The sequence below is a fragment of the Pseudomonas graminis genome (assembly GCF_004364335.1).
In the GTDB taxonomy this organism is placed as follows: Bacteria; Pseudomonadota; Gammaproteobacteria; order Pseudomonadales; family Pseudomonadaceae; genus Aquipseudomonas; species Aquipseudomonas graminis_D.
The window spans coordinates 227,568-246,686 of the sequence record NZ_SOCR01000008.1; the positions used below are offsets into that span (position 1 = coordinate 227,568).

General features: G+C 60.7%; 22 protein-coding genes. 11 read left to right on the plus strand and 11 right to left on the minus strand.

The annotated features are described in order from the left end of the window. Positions 1-71: 71 nt before the first annotated feature. The gene (locus tag EC919_RS17075) at positions 72-488 is read right to left on the minus strand and encodes an NINE protein (RefSeq protein ID WP_133775604.1); all 417 of its coding nucleotides are present in this window, start codon (positions 486-488) and stop codon (positions 72-74) included. Positions 489-738: 250 nt separating this feature from the next. On the opposite strand from EC919_RS17075, the gene EC919_RS17080 reads away from it, so the two are divergent. Beyond that, positions 739-1,470, plus strand: a complete 732-nt coding sequence (locus EC919_RS17080) for a C40 family peptidase (RefSeq protein WP_133775605.1) — start codon at positions 739-741, stop codon at positions 1,468-1,470. Positions 1,471-1,617: 147 nt separating this feature from the next. Here EC919_RS17080 and EC919_RS17085 read toward each other — a convergent pair whose 3' ends face one another. Continuing rightward, complete coding sequence (locus EC919_RS17085; RefSeq protein WP_074892369.1) at positions 1,618-2,652, minus strand: type IV pilus twitching motility protein PilT; 1,035 nt, start codon at positions 2,650-2,652, stop codon at positions 1,618-1,620. A gap of 54 nt (positions 2,653-2,706) precedes the next feature. Here EC919_RS17085 and EC919_RS17090 point away from each other — a divergent pair, with 54 nt between their 5' ends. From EC919_RS17090 to EC919_RS17125, 8 genes are all read left to right on the plus strand, one after another. Then, a complete protein-coding gene (locus EC919_RS17090; protein WP_133775606.1) occupies positions 2,707-3,393 on the plus strand; it encodes a YggS family pyridoxal phosphate-dependent enzyme in 687 nt (228 codons plus the stop codon). Positions 3,394-3,417: 24 nt separating this feature from the next. Further along, a complete protein-coding gene (proC, locus tag EC919_RS17095; protein WP_133775607.1) occupies positions 3,418-4,236 on the plus strand; it encodes a pyrroline-5-carboxylate reductase in 819 nt (272 codons plus the stop codon). A gap of 10 nt (positions 4,237-4,246) precedes the next feature. Continuing rightward, positions 4,247-4,837, plus strand: a complete 591-nt coding sequence (locus tag EC919_RS17100; protein ID WP_133775608.1) for a YggT family protein — start codon at positions 4,247-4,249, stop codon at positions 4,835-4,837. A 250-nt stretch (positions 4,838-5,087) separates the two neighbouring features. Next, positions 5,088-6,227 carry a homoserine O-succinyltransferase MetX gene (gene metX / locus EC919_RS17105; protein ID WP_133775609.1) on the plus strand — a complete coding sequence of 380 codons (1,140 nt, stop codon included), beginning with the start codon at positions 5,088-5,090 and terminating at the stop codon, positions 6,225-6,227. Positions 6,228-6,234: 7 nt separating this feature from the next. Then, entirely contained in the window at positions 6,235-6,855 is a 621-nt protein-coding gene (metW, locus tag EC919_RS17110) for a methionine biosynthesis protein MetW (protein ID WP_133775610.1), read from the plus strand. Positions 6,856-6,973: 118 nt separating this feature from the next. Beyond that, on the plus strand, positions 6,974-7,582 hold the full coding sequence (gene rdgB / locus EC919_RS17115) for an RdgB/HAM1 family non-canonical purine NTP pyrophosphatase (protein ID WP_166650577.1): 609 nt from the start codon (positions 6,974-6,976) through the stop codon (positions 7,580-7,582). Further along, on the plus strand, positions 7,579-8,793 hold the full coding sequence (hemW, locus tag EC919_RS17120) for a radical SAM family heme chaperone HemW (RefSeq protein ID WP_133775612.1): 1,215 nt from the start codon (positions 7,579-7,581) through the stop codon (positions 8,791-8,793). The genes rdgB and hemW overlap by 4 nt, the downstream gene beginning before the upstream one ends. Before the next feature lie 22 nt (positions 8,794-8,815). Beyond that, the gene (locus EC919_RS17125; protein ID WP_133775613.1) at positions 8,816-9,139 is read left to right on the plus strand and encodes a DUF3392 domain-containing protein; all 324 of its coding nucleotides are present in this window, start codon (positions 8,816-8,818) and stop codon (positions 9,137-9,139) included. 93 nt (positions 9,140-9,232) lie between these two features. Here EC919_RS17125 and EC919_RS17130 read toward each other — a convergent pair whose 3' ends face one another. The 5 genes from EC919_RS17130 to EC919_RS17150 all read right to left on the minus strand — a co-directional run bounded on the left by EC919_RS17130 (position 9,233) and on the right by EC919_RS17150 (position 12,247). After that, positions 9,233-9,676: a hypothetical protein gene (locus EC919_RS17130; RefSeq protein WP_074892395.1), complete on the minus strand. Its 444-nt coding sequence runs from the start codon at positions 9,674-9,676 to the stop codon at positions 9,233-9,235. A 206-nt stretch (positions 9,677-9,882) separates the two neighbouring features. Next, positions 9,883-10,596 (minus strand): tRNA (guanosine(46)-N7)-methyltransferase TrmB, encoded by a 714-nt coding sequence (gene trmB / locus EC919_RS17135; RefSeq protein WP_133775714.1) that lies wholly within the window; start codon positions 10,594-10,596, stop codon positions 9,883-9,885. Between the two features lie 55 nt (positions 10,597-10,651). Next, on the minus strand, positions 10,652-11,446 hold the full coding sequence (locus EC919_RS17140; protein ID WP_074892362.1) for a thiazole synthase: 795 nt from the start codon (positions 11,444-11,446) through the stop codon (positions 10,652-10,654). A 67-nt stretch (positions 11,447-11,513) separates the two neighbouring features. Further along, entirely contained in the window at positions 11,514-11,714 is a 201-nt protein-coding gene (gene thiS / locus EC919_RS17145) for a sulfur carrier protein ThiS (RefSeq protein WP_133775614.1), read from the minus strand. A gap of 149 nt (positions 11,715-11,863) precedes the next feature. After that, positions 11,864-12,247 carry a DUF423 domain-containing protein gene (locus EC919_RS17150; RefSeq protein ID WP_065991125.1) on the minus strand — a complete coding sequence of 128 codons (384 nt, stop codon included), beginning with the start codon at positions 12,245-12,247 and terminating at the stop codon, positions 11,864-11,866. Positions 12,248-12,322: 75 nt separating this feature from the next. Here EC919_RS17150 and mtgA point away from each other — a divergent pair, with 75 nt between their 5' ends. Next, positions 12,323-13,033 carry a monofunctional biosynthetic peptidoglycan transglycosylase gene (gene mtgA, locus EC919_RS17155; protein WP_133775615.1) on the plus strand — a complete coding sequence of 237 codons (711 nt, stop codon included), beginning with the start codon at positions 12,323-12,325 and terminating at the stop codon, positions 13,031-13,033. Between the two features lie 187 nt (positions 13,034-13,220). On the opposite strand, the gene rpoH is transcribed toward mtgA, so the two are convergent. The 4 genes from rpoH to ftsY all read right to left on the minus strand — a co-directional run bounded on the left by rpoH (position 13,221) and on the right by ftsY (position 17,450). Continuing rightward, the gene (gene rpoH, locus EC919_RS17160) at positions 13,221-14,075 is read right to left on the minus strand and encodes an RNA polymerase sigma factor RpoH (protein WP_037018833.1); all 855 of its coding nucleotides are present in this window, start codon (positions 14,073-14,075) and stop codon (positions 13,221-13,223) included. Positions 14,076-14,206: 131 nt separating this feature from the next. Then, the gene (gene ftsX / locus EC919_RS17165) at positions 14,207-15,232 is read right to left on the minus strand and encodes a permease-like cell division protein FtsX (protein ID WP_133775616.1); all 1,026 of its coding nucleotides are present in this window, start codon (positions 15,230-15,232) and stop codon (positions 14,207-14,209) included. Further along, the gene (gene ftsE, locus EC919_RS17170) at positions 15,229-15,900 is read right to left on the minus strand and encodes a cell division ATP-binding protein FtsE (RefSeq protein WP_037018829.1); all 672 of its coding nucleotides are present in this window, start codon (positions 15,898-15,900) and stop codon (positions 15,229-15,231) included. The genes ftsX and ftsE overlap by 4 nt, the downstream gene beginning before the upstream one ends. After that, positions 15,897-17,450, minus strand: a complete 1,554-nt coding sequence (gene ftsY / locus EC919_RS17175; RefSeq protein WP_133775617.1) for a signal recognition particle-docking protein FtsY — start codon at positions 17,448-17,450, stop codon at positions 15,897-15,899. Before ftsY ends, ftsE begins: the two co-directional genes overlap by 4 nt. Positions 17,451-17,721: 271 nt before the next feature. Here ftsY and EC919_RS17180 point away from each other — a divergent pair, with 271 nt between their 5' ends. After that, positions 17,722-19,074 (plus strand): M16 family metallopeptidase, encoded by a 1,353-nt coding sequence (locus EC919_RS17180; RefSeq protein WP_133775618.1) that lies wholly within the window; start codon positions 17,722-17,724, stop codon positions 19,072-19,074. Positions 19,075-19,119: the final 45 nt, after the last annotated feature.

Here is a 19,119-nt window from a genome sequence, read left to right on the forward strand (position 1 = left end):
CGAAACTGACACCTGCAGACGGATTCACAGGGTGCTGCCTGCAACGCGGGTTACGCGGTCGGCACGGTCAGTTATCGGCGGGCGTTCTTCACCGAGATCTGATCATTCAGCGTCCAGAAGTCGTACAGCACGCCCAGCAGCGCCAAACCTCCCGTGAACAGGTAAATGATCCCGGTGATCCATTTGCCCTGATACATCCGGTGCACGCCGAACACGCCCAAAAAGGTCAGCAGAATCCAGGCGAGACTGTAATCGGTCGAGCCTGCGTTGAATCGCAGGTCCGCTTCCCGGTCCATCGCCGGGATCAGGAACAGGTCGATCAGCCAGCCAATGCCGAACAGACCCAGCGTGAAAAACCAGATCGTACCGGTGACCGGCTTGCCGTAATAAAACCGGTGGGCGCCGGTAAACCCCACAATCCAGAGCAGATAGCCCATGACCTTGCTGTGGGTGTCCGGACGCTGAACGTCGGGTTGATAGGTGTTCATTGTTGACCTCGCCTGCTGCAATAGAAAAAAATATGCGTAAGTTTTGTGACTTTCGTGACGCCGTCCGACGTATGGCTTGAACCTCTTTTCAATCGTGCAAACCCTTGTTCTGCAACGTGATCAGCACACTGAGATGACGATTCTGCAGCCAAAACTGACTTTAAGGGCAGTAAATTGTTCGACAAGGGGGCTCAGAATTTCGCAAAAAGCTGTTATAAAGTTGCGCGCTGACCAACAAGAGCCCTGCCTAATGCGTCCATTTTTCAAGACATGGCTGACTATTTGTCTATTTATGCCACTGGCCGCCCACGCCACCAATCGTGAGCAAACGCTTCCACCGAGCTTCACCGGTTTCACCGCCAGGTCCGAGTCGCCGGAATCCGTTTCACGCAACATCGCCGCTCAACGGGCTGCAATGGCTGCACTGGAACAGACGGCTACTCCACTCGAGACCTCTGGCAAGCGAGCCAAAGCTGTTAAAGGCAAACCGTCCCGCAGCACTCGCAAGATTTCGCAGAACACTGTCGCCCTGGCCAACACGGCGCAGATGGGTACCAAACAGAGCAGCACCGTGGTCAACCGTGCCGTTAACGCCATCGGTACACCTTATCGTTGGGGCGGCACCAGCCCAACAAAAGGGTTCGACTGCAGCGGACTGGTTAAATATGCCTTCAACGACGTGAGCGAAGTCGATTTGCCGCGCACGTCCAACGCCATGGCCGAAGGTCACGGGCAAAAGGTAGACCGCAAGGATTTGAAGCCTGGCGACTTGCTGTTCTTCAACATCAAGAGCCGCACGGTCAACCACGTTGCGATCTACCTCGGCAACGACCGATTCGTTCACGCGCCACGCCGTGGCAAGTCCGTGACGATAGACACGCTGAAGAAGCCGTACTGGGACAGCCATTACGTCGTCGCCAAGCGTGTGCTGCCAAAGCAGCCGCCGAGCCAGAAGGGCACCGTGCGCATCGCCCAGCGTTAAAATCTCCACGCAACTCAATGTAGGAGCGCGCTTGCCCGCGATTGCAATCTGTCAGCTGAACATCTTTGGCTGATACACCGCAATCGCAGGCACGCGCGCTCCTACAATGGATTGCGGATGCCGTAATGCGCGTTACTTCATCGCCAGTTAAAAATTGTCCGGCGTCTTCGCCTTCTCCCGCGCACTCTCGCGCGTGATCAGCCCCTTGCTGATCAGATCCTTCAGGCACATATCCAGCGTCTGCATCCCCAGCGATCCCCCCGTCTGAATCGATGAGTACATCTGCGCCACCTTGTCCTCGCGGATCAGGTTACGAATCGCTGACGTGCCGATCATGATCTCGTGGGCCGCGACACGGCCTCCGCCGACTTTCTTCAGCAGCGCCTGAGACACGATGGCGTGGAGCGACTCGGAGAGCATCGAGCGGATCATCGACTTCTCCTGCGCCGGGAACACGTCGACGATACGGTCGATGCTCTTGGCCGCGGACGTGGTGTGCAGCGTGCCGAACACCAGGTGGCCGGTTTCGGCTGCCGTCAGCGCCAGGCGGATGGTCTCCAGGTCGCGCAGCTCGCCCACCAGAATGACGTCAGGGTCTTCACGCAGCGCCGAACGCAGCGCTTCGGCGAAGCCGTGGGTGTCGCGGTGGACTTCGCGCTGGTTGATCAGGCTTTTCTTGGACTCGTGAACGAATTCGATCGGGTCTTCGATGGTGAGGATGTGGTGGTGTTTGTTGCTGTTCAGGTAATCGACCATGGCCGCCAGCGTGGTCGACTTGCCCGAGCCGGTCGGACCGGTGACCAGAACCAGGCCGCGCGGCACGTCGGTAATCTTGCGAAACACTTCGCCCATGCCCAGCTCTTCCATGCTCAGGACCTTGGAGGGAATGGTCCGGAACACCGCGCCGGCGCCGCGATTCTGGTTGAAAGCGTTGACCCGGAAGCGCGCCACGCCCGGCACCTCGAAGGAGAAGTCTGTCTCCAGATCCTCCTCGAAGTCCTTGCGCTGCTTGTCGTTCATGATGTCGTAGATCAGCGCCTGAACCTCTTTCTGGTCCAGTGCGGGCAGGTTGATCCGCCGCACATCGCCATCGACGCGAATCATCGGTGGCAGGCCGGCAGAGAGATGCAAGTCCGACGCGCCTTGCTTGGCACTGAAGGCCAGCAGCTCGGTAATATCCATACAGCTCCTCATCACATAGAATGCCGCAGACTTTAGCCCTGCTGGCGCAAATCAATGTCCACGATAGCAGAGAACATTTCAACGCTCGCCGAGCGAATTCGTAGCGCGGCGCAAGCGGTGCAGCGCGACCCGGCCTCTGTCGGCCTGCTGGCCGTCAGCAAGACCAAGCCGGCGAGCGACCTGCGGGAAGCCTACGACGCCGGTCTTCGCGATTTCGGCGAGAACTACCTTCAGGAAGCCCTCGGCAAACAGGCCGAATTGAGCGACCTGCCCTTGATCTGGCATTTCATCGGCCCCATCCAGTCCAACAAGACTCGCGCCATCGCCGAGAACTTTGCCTGGGTGCATTCCGTGGATCGTCTGAAAATCGCGCAACGGCTGTCCGAACAGCGTCCGCCAGCACTGCCGCCGCTGAACATCTGCATTCAGGTCAACGTCAGCGGCGAGGCCAGCAAGTCAGGCTGCAGCCCTGAAGACCTGCCCGCACTGGCCCAGGCCATCTGCGCGCTGCCCCACCTGAAACTGCGCGGTCTGATGGCCATTCCCGAACCCACCGATAACCCCGACGAACAGAACGCTTCGTTCGCCGCCGTCAGCACGTTGCAGGCGCAACTGGGCCTGCCGCTGGACACGCTTTCCATGGGCATGAGCCACGACCTCGAAGCCGCCATCGCACAAGGTGCGACCTGGGTGCGGATTGGCACTGCCCTCTTTGGCGCCCGCAATTATGGGCAGCCTTAACCTTTGCCCCACAGGAAACCGTTCATGAGCAAAACCCGTATCGCGTTCATCGGCGCCGGCAACATGGCTGCCAGCCTGATTGGCGGCATGCGCGCCCAAGGCGTCGACGCTGAGCTGATTCGTGCCAGTGACCCGGGCGCAGAAACCCGCGAGCGCGTGGCAAAAGAACACGGCATCAAAGTCGTCGCCGACAACGCCGAAGCGATTGAAGGCGCCGATGTGGTGCTGTTGGCAGTCAAGCCGCAAATGATGAAAACCGTGTGCGAAGCGCTGAAACCGGCACTCAAGCCTCATCAACTGATCGTGTCCATTGCCGCCGGGATAACCTGCGCCAGCATGCGCGCCTGGCTGGGCGAACAGCCTGTCGTGCGCTGCATGCCGAATACGCCTGCTCTGCTGCGCCAGGGTGTCAGCGGCTTGTACGCTACTGCGGATGTCACCCCGGCCCAGCGCGAGCAGGCGGAGACTCTGCTGTCGGCGGTCGGAATCGCACTGTGGGTAGATGAAGAAGCGCACATCGATGCCGTGACAGCGGTGTCGGGCAGCGGCCCGGCGTATTTCTTCCTGCTGATCGAGGCGATGACGGCCGCAGGCGTCAAGCTCGGCCTGCCGGCTGATGTTGCCAGCAAGCTCACCCTGCAAACCGCGCTGGGTGCCGCATTGATGGCCACCGGCAGCGACGTCGATGCGGCCGAACTGCGTCGCCGTGTGACATCGCCTGCGGGCACCACCGAAGCCGCCATCAAATCGTTCCAGGCCGATGGCTTCGAAGCAATGGTGGAGAAGGCGCTGGGCGCCGCCGCACATCGCTCCGCCGAACTCGCCGAACAGCTGGGCAAATAAGGAACTACTCATGAATGCACTCACCGGCGCCACGATTTTCGTCATCCAGACGCTCATCAGCCTGTACCTGACCATCGTTCTGCTGCGCTTCGTGCTGCAACTGGTCAAAGCCAATTTCTATAACCCGCTCTGCCAGTTCGCCGTCCGTGCGACCCAGCCGTTGTTGAAGCCTATCCGGCGCATCGTGCCGAGCGTTTTCGGGCTCGACACGTCTTCACTGCTGCTGGCAATTGTCATCCAGGCGCTGTTGATGGCCTTCGTACTGATGATGACCTACGGCACCATTGGCGATATCCCCCACTTGTTGATGTGGTCGATCATCGGCATTACGTCGCTGCTGCTGAAAATCTTCTGGGTCGCGATGATCATCATGGTCATCGTTTCGTGGATTGCTCCGGGCAGCCACAACCCGGCCGCCGAGCTGGCCTACCAGATCAGTGAACCGATCCTGGCGCCGTTCCGTCGCATCATCCCTAACCTGGGCGGCATGGACATCTCGCCGATCTTCGCCTTCCTGGCGATTCAGGTGCTGCAGTCCTACGTGATGCCCGCGCTGGCGGCCTACGCCGGCATGCCCCAAGAGCTGTGGCGGTTGATTTAAACGCTGCACCCTAGCCCTCGTTGATGTTACCGCCAGGTTAATAGCCTGGCGCGAACCAGGTGTAGGAGCGCGCTTGCCCGCGAAGGCGTCGGAACATCCAACCTGATCGTGTCCGGTCTGCCGTAATCGCGGGCAAGCGCGCTCCTACAGGGCCTTGGGCAGAAGTCAGATTGCCGGTTGTTGCGGGACTTTGTTGCCGCACCCCGGCGCGATCTTTAGACTTACGCCTCATTTCAGCGAGAGCAGGTCGATGCCCACGGTCTTTCCCAAAGATTCTGTCGGTCTAGTCACGCCGCAAACGGCGCATTTCAATGAGCCGCTGGCATTGGCCTGCGGACGTTCGTTGCCTGCCTACGACCTCATCTACGAAACCTACGGCCAGCTCAACGCCGCCAAAAGCAACGCGGTGCTGATTTGCCACGCGCTGTCGGGGCATCATCACGCAGCGGGTTATCACAGCGCCGAAGACCGCAAGCCGGGCTGGTGGGACAGCTGCATCGGCCCCGGCAAGCCTATCGATACCGACACGTTCTTCGTGGTCAGCCTGAACAACCTCGGCGGCTGCAACGGCTCCACCGGCCCCAGCAGCATCAACCCGGAAACCGGCAGGCCTTTTGGCGCCGACTTCCCGGTGTTGACGGTCGAAGACTGGGTGCATAGCCAGGCGCGTCTGGCCGACCGGCTGGGCGTCGATCAATGGGCGGCCATCGTCGGCGGCAGCCTGGGCGGTATGCAGGCGCTGCAATGGACGATCACCTACCCCGAGCGCGTGCGGCACTGTCTGGCGATTGCTTCCGCGCCCAAGCTGTCGGCGCAGAACATCGCGTTCAACGAAGTCGCGCGGCAGGCAATCCTGACCGACCCGGAATTCCACGGCGGCTCGTTTCAGGAACACGGCGTGATTCCCAAGCGCGGCCTGATGCTGGCGCGTATGGTCGGGCACATCACGTACCTGTCCGATGACTCGATGGGTGAGAAATTCGGCCGCGGCCTGAAGAACGAAAACCTCAACTACGACTTCCACAGCGTGGAATTCCAGGTCGAAAGCTACCTGCGGTATCAGGGCGAGGAGTTTTCCGGGCGTTTCGACGCCAACACCTACCTGCTGATGACCAAAGCGCTGGACTACTTCGATCCTGCGGCCAACTTCAACGACAACCTCGCCGCCACCTTCGCCAACGCCAGTGCCAAGTTCTGTGTGATGTCGTTTACCACTGACTGGCGCTTCTCCCCGGCCCGCTCGCGGGAGCTGGTCGACGCGCTGATGGCGGCGAAAAAGGACGTCTGTTATCTGGAGATCGATGCGCCTCAAGGCCACGACGCCTTCCTGATCCCGATCCCGCGCTACTTGCAGGCCTTCTCCAGCTACATGAACCGAATTGCACTCTGAGGACACCATGAGAGCCGACCTGGACATCATCCAAGACTGGATACCGGCTGGCAGCCGTGTGCTCGACCTCGGCTGCGGCGACGGCGAATTGCTGGCCTGGCTGCAGGAGCACAAGCAAGTGACGGGCTATGGCCTGGAAAACGACGCCGATAACATCGCCCGCTGCGTGGCGCGTGGGGTTAACGTCATCGAGCAGGATCTGGACAAGGGGCTGGGCAACTTTGCCAGCAACAGTTTCGATGTCGTGGTCATGACCCAGGCACTTCAGGCCGTGCACTACCCGGACCGCATTCTCGACGAAATGCTGCGCGTCGGCCGCCAGTGCATCATCACCTTCCCTAACTTCGGGCACTGGCGTTGTCGCTGGTACCTGGCGAGCAAGGGGCGGATGCCGGTTTCCGAGTTCCTGCCGTACACGTGGTACAACACGCCGAACATCCACTTCTGCACCTTCGAGGATTTCGAAGAACTGTGCCGGGGCCGCTCGGCGAAGGTCATTGATCGGCTGGCGGTCGATCAACAGCATCGGCACGGCTGGGCCAGCAAGCGTTGGCCTAATCTATTGGGGGAAATCGGCATTTATCGCGTCAGTAGCCCTGGCTTGCAAGACCACCAGATTGCCGTCTAACCCCATGCCGCGAGGTGAATGATCATCGCTCGCCCAGCGTCAGCGCCTCGGGTCCAGACCTGAGGGGCGAGAGCGACGCACTCACGCTCAGCTTCAGTCAGCCGATTTTCACGGACTCATCATGAACCTCTCCCAGCTTGTACTGGCCAGCCACAACGCCGGCAAACTCAAAGAACTTCAGGCCATGCTCGGCGCCAGCGTTCAGCTGCGTTCGATCGGCGAGTTCAGCACCGTGGAGCCCGAAGAAACCGGGTTGTCATTCGTCGAGAACGCGATCCTCAAGGCGCGCAATGCCGCGCGTATTTCCGGTCTGCCAGCCCTGGCCGATGATTCGGGGCTGGCGGTGGATTACCTGGGCGGTGCGCCGGGCATCTACTCCGCGCGTTACGCCGACGGCCATGGCGATGCGGCGAACAACGCCAAATTGCTGGACGCCCTCAAGGACGTCTCCGCCGAACAACGCGGCGCCCAGTTCGTCTGCGTTCTGGCACTGGTGCGCCACGCCGACGACCCGCTGCCGATCCTCTGCGAAGGTCTGTGGCACGGGCGCATCCTCACGGCTGCCAGCGGCGAGCACGGCTTCGGTTATGACCCGTTGTTCTGGGTGCCGGAGCGCAACTGTTCAAGCGCCGAACTCACCCCGGCCGACAAGAACCAGATCAGCCACCGCGCCCGCGCCATGGTCATCCTGCGTCAGCGTCTGGGGCTGAGCCCTGATCAGCAATGACTCAGGATTCTACGACCCGGCCGTTGATACTGGGCGCGGCCGGCTTCTCCTCTGAGCAGCCACGGACGCCCCTTGCCGAGCTGCCGCCGCTGTCGTTGTACATTCATATCCCGTGGTGCGTGCGCAAATGCCCGTACTGCGATTTCAACTCACACACCGCGAGCCCGGTATTGCCGGAGCAGGAATACGTCGACGCGCTGCTGACCGATCTCGATCAGGACTTGCCCCACGTCTACGGCCGCGAGTTGAGCACCATCTTCTTCGGCGGCGGCACACCCAGCCTGTTCAGCGCCGATGCGCTGGGCCGTTTACTGCGCGGTGTTGAACAACGCATCCGCTTCGCGCCCGACATCGAAATCACGCTGGAAGCCAACCCAGGCACCTTCGAGCAGGTAAAATTCAGCGCGTATCGGGGCTTGGGTATCAATCGGCTGTCCATCGGCATCCAGAGTTTTCAGGAAGCCAAGCTCAAGGCGCTCGGACGTATCCACAGCGGCGATGAGGCCGTGCGCGCGACGGACATGGCCCGACAGGCGGGTTTTGATAACTTCAATCTGGACCTGATGCACGGCCTGCCGGACCAGTCCCAAGAAGACGCTCTCGGCGATCTGCGTCAGGCGATCGCTCTCGCGCCAACGCACCTGTCGTGGTATCAGCTGACCCTTGAGCCGAACACAGTCTTCTGGAATCAGCCGCCCACGCTGCCGGAAGACGACATCCTCTGGGACATTCAGGAGGCCGGTCAGACGCTGCTTCGGGAAAACGGCTACGCACAATACGAAGTGTCGGCCTACGCCCAGCCGGGACGCGAAGCGCGACATAACCTGAATTACTGGAGCTTCGGGGATTTCATCGGGATCGGCGCCGGCGCCCATGGCAAGCTCAGCCATCCGGACGGGCGCATCATCCGCACTTGGAAGACCCGGCTGCCCAAGGATTACCTTAACCCGGCCAAGGCCTATCAGGCTGGCGAAAAGCTGCTGCCACTGGATGAGATGCCCTTTGAATTTCTGATGAACGCTCTGCGCCTGACAAAAGGCGTGGACGCTGCATTATTTCAGCGCCGCACCGGTCTAAGCGTCGATTCGCTTGCCAGCGCCCGTCTTGAGGCGGAACAACGCGGCTTGCTGGAGACCGATCCGTCACGGCTGGTGGCGACCCCTCGCGGCCAGTTATTCCTCAACGACCTGCTGCAGCACTTTCTTCTGTAAGGCTCAACACTAAGGACACTGAATGGAATTCGTACTCGACTTGCTGGCCACTGTCTCGCGCTGGAGTCGCAGCAATTTGTCGGAAATCGCCCTGGCATTGGTGGGCTGTCTGCTGATTCTGTTCGGGACTGACATCAAGGGCTGGATCGAAGGCCGCATCGGCAGCTTTGCCGGCGCCCTGCGCATTCCGATCATGGCGCTGCTCTGCACCGTGGGCAGTGGCGCTGCGCTGATTTATGCCACTCCATGGGTCGTGCGCGGCCTGAGCCAGTTCAACAACTACAGCCTTGCGCCGGTGTTGGTGGTGGTCCTGGTGTTGATCGGGGTTGTGGCCGATCGGAAATAAGCCCTCCAGAAACGCAAAAACGCCCTTGCCCGCGATGCGGCAAGGGCGCTCTCAAGACATCACACTCCGCTGCTGCCGAGTGCGATCAGCCCATCAGCGAATGCTCTGGATGCTGCCTTTGTTGCCGGTCACTTTCACGTTCACTTGCTTGAAGATGAAGTAATCGTTGACGGTCACTTCGTAGCGCGGCGCGACGATCAGGTCGGAACCGGACGATTTGACGGCCTTGAACGCAGCGGCTGCCTTGGTGGAGGAAATCGGGTCCGGCAGAGGCAGGCCGATACCGCCGCCACCGCTCGCGCCGCCGTAGGTCACGCCGTCAGCGAACTGAGTGTCGCCGCCGATGTTCAACCAGCCAAACAGTACATTGGTGGAGGATTCGCCGCTGATGGCTTCACCGACTTTGACGTCAGCCTTCAGATCAGTCTTCACATCGCCGGACAGCGAAGCGCTTGGCTGGCTGACGTTGTAGCTGACACAGCCGCTGGTGGTCGCGATCAGCGTGGCGATCGCAGCCATTTGCCAAAATTTGTTCATCTTCATTCCTCGTCATCGATAGTGATATATGCAACGGCGGGGACTATGAAGATAAGAACTGAAAATGGATGTCGGACGTTTCCGAAGACCTTGTAGCCTTCTTAGGAAGAAATCGAAGGGTTCCTCATACGAGGCAATTAGCGGCTGAAATGGTCTGTAAAAACTCAAAAGCGGCCGCTATTGGGCCGCTCCTGGTCAAGAAGTGATCAGGCCAGCTTCTCGAACTTCAGATCCCAGACCCCGTGACCGAGGCGTTCGCCACGGCGCTCGAACTTGGTGATCGGACGTTCCGCAGGGCGCGGAACGCATTTACCGTCTTCGGCCAGGTTGCGGTAACCCGGGGCCACGTTCATCACTTCCAGCATGTATTCGGCATACGGTTCCCAGTCGGTCGCCATGTGCAGCACGCCGCCCGGCTTCAACTTGGTGCGTACCAACTCGGCAAACTCGGCCTGGACGATACGGCGCTTGTGATGACGCGACTTGTGCCAAGGATCGGGGAAGAACAGCATCAGCCGATCCAGGCTGTTGTCGGCCACGCAGCGGTTCAGCACTTCGATCGCATCGCAATCGTAAACCCGCAGGTTGGTAAGCCCCTGGGTCAGCACGCCGTTGAGCAAGGCGCCGACGCCCGGACGGTGGACTTCCACGCCGATGAAATCCTGCTCTGGTGCGGCGGCGGCCATTTCCAGCAGCGAGTGGCCCATGCCAAAACCGATCTCAAGGGTGCGCGGGGCCGAGCGGCCAAACACCTGATCGAAATCCACCGGGGCGTCGGCCAGCGGCAGCACGAACAGCTCCTTGCCCTGATCCAGACCGCGTTGCTGGCCTTCGGTCATGCGACCGGCGCGCATCACGAAGCTCTTGATGCGACGGTGATGACTGTCATCGCCTGGCGCTTTGGCATTTTCGTCATTCATCACTTCATCGTCCGGAAGTGGGTCGGGCGTTTGCGAATCAATCATCAACAGGCTCTTACTTGATCAGACCATCCAGCGGCGAGGACGCGCTGGCATAGAGTTTCTTGGGCATACGACCGGCAAGGTAAGCCATGCGGCCCGCCAGAATGGCGTGTTTCATGGCTTCGGCCATCAGCACCGGGTGCTGCGCGTGAGCGATGGCCGAGTTCATCAGCACCGCTTCGCAACCCAGTTCCATGGCGATGGTGGCATCGGACGCAGTGCCGACACCGGCATCCACCAGCACCGGGACTTTCGATTCTTCGAGGATGATCTGCAGGTTGTATGGGTTGCAGATCCCCAGGCCAGTGCCGATCAGGCCCGCGAGGGGCATCACTGCGCAGCAACCGATTTCGGCGAGCTGGCGGGCAATGATCGGGTCGTCGCTGGTGTAGACCATGACGTCGAAGCCGTCCCGGACCAGCGTTTCGGCCGCCTTGAGGGTCTCGATGACATTAGGGAACAGGGTCTTCTGGTCAGCGAGGACTTCCAGCTTGACCAGATTGTGGCCATCGAGCAGCTCACGGGCCAGGCGGCAGGTGCGCACTGCTTCGATGGCGTCGTAGCAACCGGCGGTGTTCGGCAGGATGGTGTAGCGGTCCGGCGGCAGCACGTCGAGCAGGTTCGGTTCGCCCGGGTTCTGCCCCAGGTTGGTCCGGCGCACCGCAACGGTAACGATCTCGGCGCCCGACGCTTCGATGGCCAGTCGGGTCTGTTCCATGTCCGTGTACTTGCCAGTGCCGACCAGCAGGCGCGACTGAAAAGTACGACCGGCCACGGTAAACGGCTTGTCGCTGCGAACGTTGCTCATCTGAAATCCTCTTTACGGTTGAGGTTCTTGCAGTGCTTGCGGATCAAGCCGGCGGCACGTTGAAGTGCTAGCCGCCACCGATGGCGTGCACCACTTCGACCTGATCGCCCTCGGTCAGCATCGTAGCGGCATGCTGGCTGCGCGGGACGATGTCCAGATTGAGCTCGACGGCGACTCGGCGCCCGGTCAGATCCAGACGTGTCAGCAATCCCGCGACGGTCTCGCCGTCGGGCAGCTCAAAGGATTCACCGTTCAACTGAATGCGCATGCGAGGGGGCAGCCATCATTCTAGGGGGCGAGCATTCTAGCCCGATCGGCCAGTATGACCAAGGCAAAGCCACGCCATTCGTCTCAGGCGTGGCCGAGGGTTGCTGCGCGCTCGACATAAGCGCGCGCAGTCGGGGTTGGCAGGCGTGGTTAGAGTGTGTCGAGGCCCAGGCGCCAGGCCGTCCAGCCAAGAATCGCCCAACCGATCAGGAAAAACAGGCCGCCGAAGGGAGTGATGATGCCCAGCTTGGTCGCGCCGGTCAGCGTCATCAGGTAGAGGCTGCCGGAAAACAGGATGATGCCCAGTGTGAAAGAGATCCCTGCATAGGTGACGAGCCGGCCCTGGATCTGCATCGCCAGCAGCGCGACGCCGAAAATCGCCAGCGCATGAATCAACTGATAGAGCACGCCGGTGTGGAAGACCGCCAGGTACTCGGGCGTCAGGCGGTTTTTCAACCCATGGGCCGCGAACGCGCCGAGGGCAACGCCGGTGAATCCGAAGAAGGAGGCCAGCATTAGAAAGGTTCGTAACATGTACAACTCCAGGCAAGTTCAATGACGCGTGGTCTGTATAATGGCCCGCTCAACCGGTTCGGCCAAGCCATCTCTATGCTGCAATTACTTCTCCGTCGTGTCGCAAAAGGCCTGCTCTGGTTCGCAGCGACAAGTGTCGTGCTGGTACTGATTTTTCGCTGGGTCCCTCCTCCCTTCACTGCATTGATGGTCGAACGCAAGATCGAATCCTGGTTCGACGGGCAGCCCATTGACCTGCAGCGCGACTGGGAATCATGGGACAACATCTCCGATGACCTGAAAATCGCCGTCATCGCTGGCGAGGACCAGAAGTTTGCCGAGCACTGGGGTTTCGATATCGACGCCATTCAGGCGGCACTGGTTCACAACGAACGCGGCGGCTCCCTGCGCGGGGCCAGTACGCTGAGCCAGCAGGTGTCGAAGAACCTGTTCCTCTGGTCGGGCCGCAGTTACTTTCGCAAAGGCCTTGAAGCCTGGTTCACCGCGCTGATCGAGGTGTTCTGGTCCAAGCAGCGCATTCTCGAGGTCTACCTGAACAGCGTGGAATGGGACGACGGTGTCTTCGGCGCCCAGGCCGCTGCGCAGCATCACTTTCATGTGAATGCGAGCCAGCTTTCCACGCAACAGGCGAGTTATCTGGCCGCAGTCCTCCCCAACCCGCGGGAATGGAGCGCCAGTCACCCGAGCAGCTACGTTTCACGCCGCGCAGGCTGGATCCGCCAGCAGATGAGGCAGTTGGGTGGGGATGAGTATCTGATGGGGCTGAATCACAGTCGGAAGTGGTAAGCCCACAATCCTTGTAGGAGCCGGCTTGCTGGCGAACACGTCCGTTCATACACCTCGCTGGTGAATGCCAGATCGGGTTCGCCAGCCGGCTCCGACGGAGTATCGCTCGGTGTAACCCGACTAGCGTCGGCCCCACAAACAAAAACGCCCCGATTATCTCGGGGCGTTTTGCGTTTCGGCGCGGCGATCAGGCAGCGATCGACAGCTTCAGCTTGTTCATCGCGCTCTTCTCAAGCTGACGAATCCGCTCGGCAGAGACGTTGTACTTCTCGGCCAGATCGTGCAGCGTCGCCTTTTCTTCCGCCAGCCAGCGCTGATACAGAATGTCGCGGCTGCGGTCATCGAGCACGTTCAGCGCTTCATGCAGATTGGCCGTCGAGCTGTCAGTCCAGTCGGAATCTTCCAGCTGACGCGCCGGATCGTAGCGATGGTCTTCCAGGTAATTGGCCGGCGACTGGAACGCGCTGTCATCGTCGGCTTCTGCCGCCGGGTCGAACGCCATGTCATGTCCAGTCAGACGGCTTTCCATTTCGCGCACTTCGCGGGGCTCGACACCCAGGCTTTCCGCCACACGATGCACTTCTTCGTTGTTCAGCCAGGCCAGACGCTTCTTCTGGCTGCGCAGGTTGAAGAACAGTTTGCGCTGAGCCTTGGTGGTCGCGACCTTCACGATGCGCCAGTTGCGCAGGATGAACTCGTGAATTTCAGCCTTGATCCAGTGCACTGCAAAGGACACCAGACGCACGCCCATCTCGGGGTTGAAGCGCTTCACGGCCTTCATCAGGCCAACGTTACCTTCCTGAATCAGGTCAGCCTGAGCCAGTCCATAACCGGAATAACTGCGTGCGATATGCACGACAAATCGCAGGTGGGCGAGCACCATCTGCCGAGCCGCCCCTAGATCCTGCTCGTAATAGAGACTCTCGGCCAGTTCACGCTCCTGCTCAGGCGTCAGCAGTGGAATGCTGTTTACCGTATGCACATAGGCTTCCAGGTTTGCACCCGGAACCAAGGCATAAGCAGGTTGCAAAGAAGTGGTCATACGAAAAAACCTCCGACACATAACTCGTGCAGTTCAGCACTGCGAAATTGACCGGGAACCGCTAGACAAGTTCCCTGAGCTGAAAAGTCAATAGGTGAAACAAAATTTACTAACGACGTTGCTACTCAACACTAACGAGGTGCCAACTCTCTTAAATGGCGCGCTACCGCAATCCACGCACCGATATACCCCAACAGCACCGCTCCAAGCAAGAGCGACAAGCCGTCTGACACTGGCACGCCGGCAAGGGCGAAATTGCTGCCGTAGAGCCCGGCCAGCCGGACCACCGCTTCGTTCAACCAGTCTAGCCCGAAAGCCAGAACACCCCAGGAAAGAACGCCGGCGCCCAACCCGTACAACGCCCCCATATAAAGGAAGGGCCGGCGCACGTAGCTGTCCGTACCGCCTACCAACTTGATGACCTCGATTTCCGTACGACGGTTCTCGATGTGCAGACGAATGGTGTTGCCGATGACCAACAGCAGCGCCGCAACCAGCAATACGGTGAGGCCGAAAACGAACCGGTCTCCCAGCTTGAGGATAGCTGCCAGGCGCTCGACCCAGACCAGGTCAAGTTGGGCCTGCTGCACTTTAGGCAGCTCGGCCAGACGCGTACGTAACGCCTCCAGCGCGGCTTTGTCAACTTCCAGTGGCGTTACCAGCACAACGCCGGGCAGTGGGTTTTCAGGCAGCTCCTTGAGCGCCTCGCCCAAGCCGGACTGTTTCTGGAATTCGTTCAGCGCCTCATCGCGACTGATGTACTCGGCATCAGCGACGCCCGGCATTTCCTTGATCTGGCGGACCAGACCTTCGCCTTCGCTCGGCGACGCTTCCAGTTGCAGATACAGGGATATCTGCGCCGCACGCTGCCACGACCCGCCCAAGCGCTCGACGTTGCTTAACAACAACGACAAGCCCATCGGCAAGCTCAAGGCAATCGCCATCACCAGACAGGTAAAAAAGCTGCCGATGGGCTGCTTGCCGAGACGGCGCAGGCTGTCCAGCAGGCTTGAACGGTGGGCTTCGATCCAGGCGTTGAACAGCTCGCCGAAACTCGGGCCGTCATCGTCATCGCGCTTCTTTTGCTTGTGCGGCGCCGGGTCTGAAGCCTTGGGAGCTACGCGTTCGGAAACCTTGGGGCTGCGGGTGGCACTCATACGCCAGCCTCCCCGTCGCCGATCAATCGGCCGCGCTGCAACGTCAGCATGCGATGACGCATGCGCGCGATCAGTGCCAGGTCGTGGCTGGCAATCAGCACGCTGGTGCCCAGCCGATTGATGTCTTCGAACACGCCCATGATTTCGGCCGCCAGTCGCGGGTCGAGGTTACCGGTGGGTTCGTCCGCCAGCAGCAAGGCCGGGCGGTGAACGATGGCGCGGGCAATGCCGACGCGCTGTTGCTGACCGGTGGACAAGTCGCCCGGATACAGCTCGGCTTTATCCGACAATGCCACGCGCTCAAGGGCCGAGTCGACGCGCTTGACCACTTCGGTCTTGGACAAGCCGAGGATCTGCAGCGGCAGCGCGACGTTGTTGAACACCGTGCGATCGAACAGCAGCTGGTGGTTCTGGAACACGACGCCGATCTGCCGACGCAAAAACGGAATCTGCGCGGTGCTGATCTGACCCAGGTCCTGACCTGCCAGCAAAAGCTTGCCGGTGGTCGGACGCTCCATCGCCAGCAGCAGGCGCAGCAAGGTGCTCTTGCCCGCGCCGGAGTGGCCGGTCACAAACAGAAATTCGCCACGACGTACTCGAAAGCTCAGCTCATGCAAGCCGACGTGTCCGTTCGGATAGCGTTTACCGACCTGTTCGAAACGAATCATGGGCGCTCCCGCTCGGCGAATAGGGCTTGGACGAACGGCTCGGCTTCGAAGGTTCGCAGATCGTCGATGCCTTCACCGACACCGATGTAGCGAATCGGCAAGCCGAACTGCTTGGCCAGGGCGAAGATCACGCCGCCCTTGGCCGTGCCGTCGAGCTTGGTCAGCGCAAGGCCGGTGAGCTGGACGGTCTGGTTGAACTGCTTGGCCTGATTGATGGCGTTCTGGCCCGTGCCGGCATCCAGCACCAGCAGAACCTCATGGGGAGCGTCGGCGTCCAGCTTGCCGATTACGCGGCGAACCTTCTTCAGCTCTTCCATCAGGTTATCTTTGGTGTGCAGACGCCCCGCCGTGTCGGCGATCAGCACATCGACGCCGCGCGCTTTTGCAGCCTGAACGGCATCAAAAATCACCGAAGCCGAATCAGCCCCAGTGTGCTGGGCGATCACCGGGATCTTGTTGCGCTCGCCCCATACCTGCAACTGCTCAACCGCTGCAGCGCGGAAAGTGTCGCCTGCCGCCAGCATGACCTTTTTGCCTTCCAGCTGAAGCTTCTTGGCAAGCTTGCCGATGGTGGTGGTTTTACCCGCGCCGTTGACGCCCACGACCAGAATCACGAATGGCTTGTGCTGTGCAGTGATGACCAGCGGGGCTTCCACTGGTTTGAGCATTTCGGTCAGCTCGTTCTGGAGCGACTTGTACAGCGCATCGCTGTCGGTGAGCTGCTTGCGCGCCACTTTCTGGGTCAAGTTGCGCACAATCGCCGACGTTGCTTCTACGCCGACGTCTGCGGTCAACAGCCGAGTCTCCAGCTCGTCGAGCATCTCGTCGTCGATGGCTTTCTTGCCCAGGAAAAGGCTGGCCATCCCTTCGCCCAGGCTGGCGCTGGTTTTCGACAGGCCCTGCTTCAGGCGGGCGAAGAAACCAGGCTGCTTGGGTGCGGCCGATCCTTCGGACGGGACAGGCGGCACGCTGGTTTCAAGAACGGGTACGGCAGCTGCGGCTGGAACCATCGGCGCTGTCGTCAACGGCGGCGTCAGCGACGGGAGGTCATTGCCGGAAACCGGATCAGGCAGCGCGACCGGGGTCGGCTCGACGGACGGAGCCACTTCGAACGACGTCGTGTCGATGACCGCCGGTTGAGCGGGCACTTCAGCCAATAGAGCGGCTGCGGACTCCACGTTGGACTCGGTGTGAACCGGTATGGACGGGGTGACGTGAGGCTCGCGCTCATCGGTGAAAGCGACGGGCTCTTCAGCGACGGGCAGGTGAAGCCAGGGATCTTCAACCGGGGCCGAAAGCGCTTCAGTCGTAGCGGTTTGTGGCAGGGGCTGCAGCGCGGGTTGCGACGCATGCTGGGCAGGGATAACAGGGGCGTTGTGCTGCTCAGCAACAGCCGGGGCCTGATCGGGCACGGATTCTGGCGCGGGTGCGGGGGTATTCTGAGGCGGCTCGGGAGTGGCTTCCTGCGGCTTTTTGCGCAGCCATCCGAACAGGCCTTTCTTCTCGCCAGCCGGGGCTGGGGTCTTCTTGTCGTCGTTGGAACCAAACATGGAGGACGGCTATCTCACGGTAACGACGCGCCAGAGCGGCGCCTCTGAAAAATTCTGTATGGGAAACAGACTGCTTTTATGTCTGCTTGTTCATAGGTTGCCCGCCACAGTGGCAGCGCAGCCATAATGACTACATCGCTCAGGCCATTTCTTACGAAGCGTGTTTACAACTCAGACATCTTAGACATAGTCGCCGAACAAACTGGCCGCTATCCTAACACCCCCGCGCCCGCTGACGCTAAGCAGGCCGTCTCCAAGGTTCAAATCACGAATGAATGCTCTAGCCCGCTGTGCCGCAGGCCTGCTGCTCAGCACAATCTGTTTGCCCTTCGCCGCATCGGCTGCCGACCCACAACCCACCACCGAATTCACGCTGGACAACGGCCTGAAGGTCGTCGTGCGTGAAGATCACCGCGCACCGGTCGTGGTCTCGCAGGTCTGGTACAAGGTGGGTTCCAGTTACGAGACGCCTGGCCAGACGGGCCTGTCCCATGCCCTGGAACACATGATGTTCAAGGGTAGCTCCAAGGCGGGTCCCGGCGAAGCGTCGCTGATCCTGCGCGACCTGGGCGCGGAGGAGAACGCTTTCACCAGCGACGACTACACCGCTTATTACCAGGTGCTGGCCCGTGATCGACTGGCCGTTGCCTTCGAACTGGAAGCCGACCGCATGGCCACTCTGCGCCTGCCTCCAGAAGAGTTCGCGCGGGAAATCGAAGTCATCAAGGAAGAGCGCCGCCTGCGCACCGATGACAAGCCGAACGCCAAGGCCTATGAGCGCTTCAAGGCCATCGCCTACCCCGCCAGCGGCTACCACACGCCGACCATTGGCTGGATGGCTGACCTTGACCGCATGACGGTTGAGGAGCTGCGCCACTGGTATGAATCCTGGTACGTGCCCAACAACGCCACGCTGGTGGTGGTCGGTGACGTGAAGCCCGATGAGGTGAAAGCCCTGGCTGAGCGCTTCTTCGGCCCGGTACCACGCCGCGATGTACCGCCGTCGAAAAAACCGCTGGAGCTCGCCGAACCTGGCCTGCGCCAGATCACCGTGCATGTCGCCACGCAGATGCCGAGCCTGATGTATGGCTTCAACGTGCCCAGCCTGGCCACCGCCACCGATCCGCAGGCCGTCAACGCACTGCGCCTGATCTCGGCCTTGCTCGACGGCGGCTACAGCGCGCGCATCCCGACCCGTCTTGAGCGCGGCGAAGAGCTGGTCACCGGCGCTTCATCCGACTACGACGCCTATACCCGCGGCGACAGCCTGTTCACCATCAGCGCCACGCCCAATCAGCAAAGGAAGAAAACCCTCGCCGACGCGGAAGCCGGCATCTGGCGCCTGCTTGACGAGCTGAAAACCAAGCCGCCCGCCAAGGAAGAGCTGGAACGGGTCCGGGCCCAGGTGATCGCCGGATTGGTCTACGAGCGCGATTCCATTACCAGCCAGGCCAGCACCATTGGCGAACTGGAAACGGTAGGGCTGTCCTGGAAGCTCATTGATCAGGAACTCGCCGCACTGCAAAGCGTGACGCCGGAAGACATCCAGAAAGCTGCACGCACGTACTTCACCCGCGAGCGCCTTGCCGTTGCGCATGTTTTGCCTGAGGAGAAAGCCCAATGAGCCAGCGCAACGAATCCCGCTTTGCGCGAACGCGGGCCTGCTCCT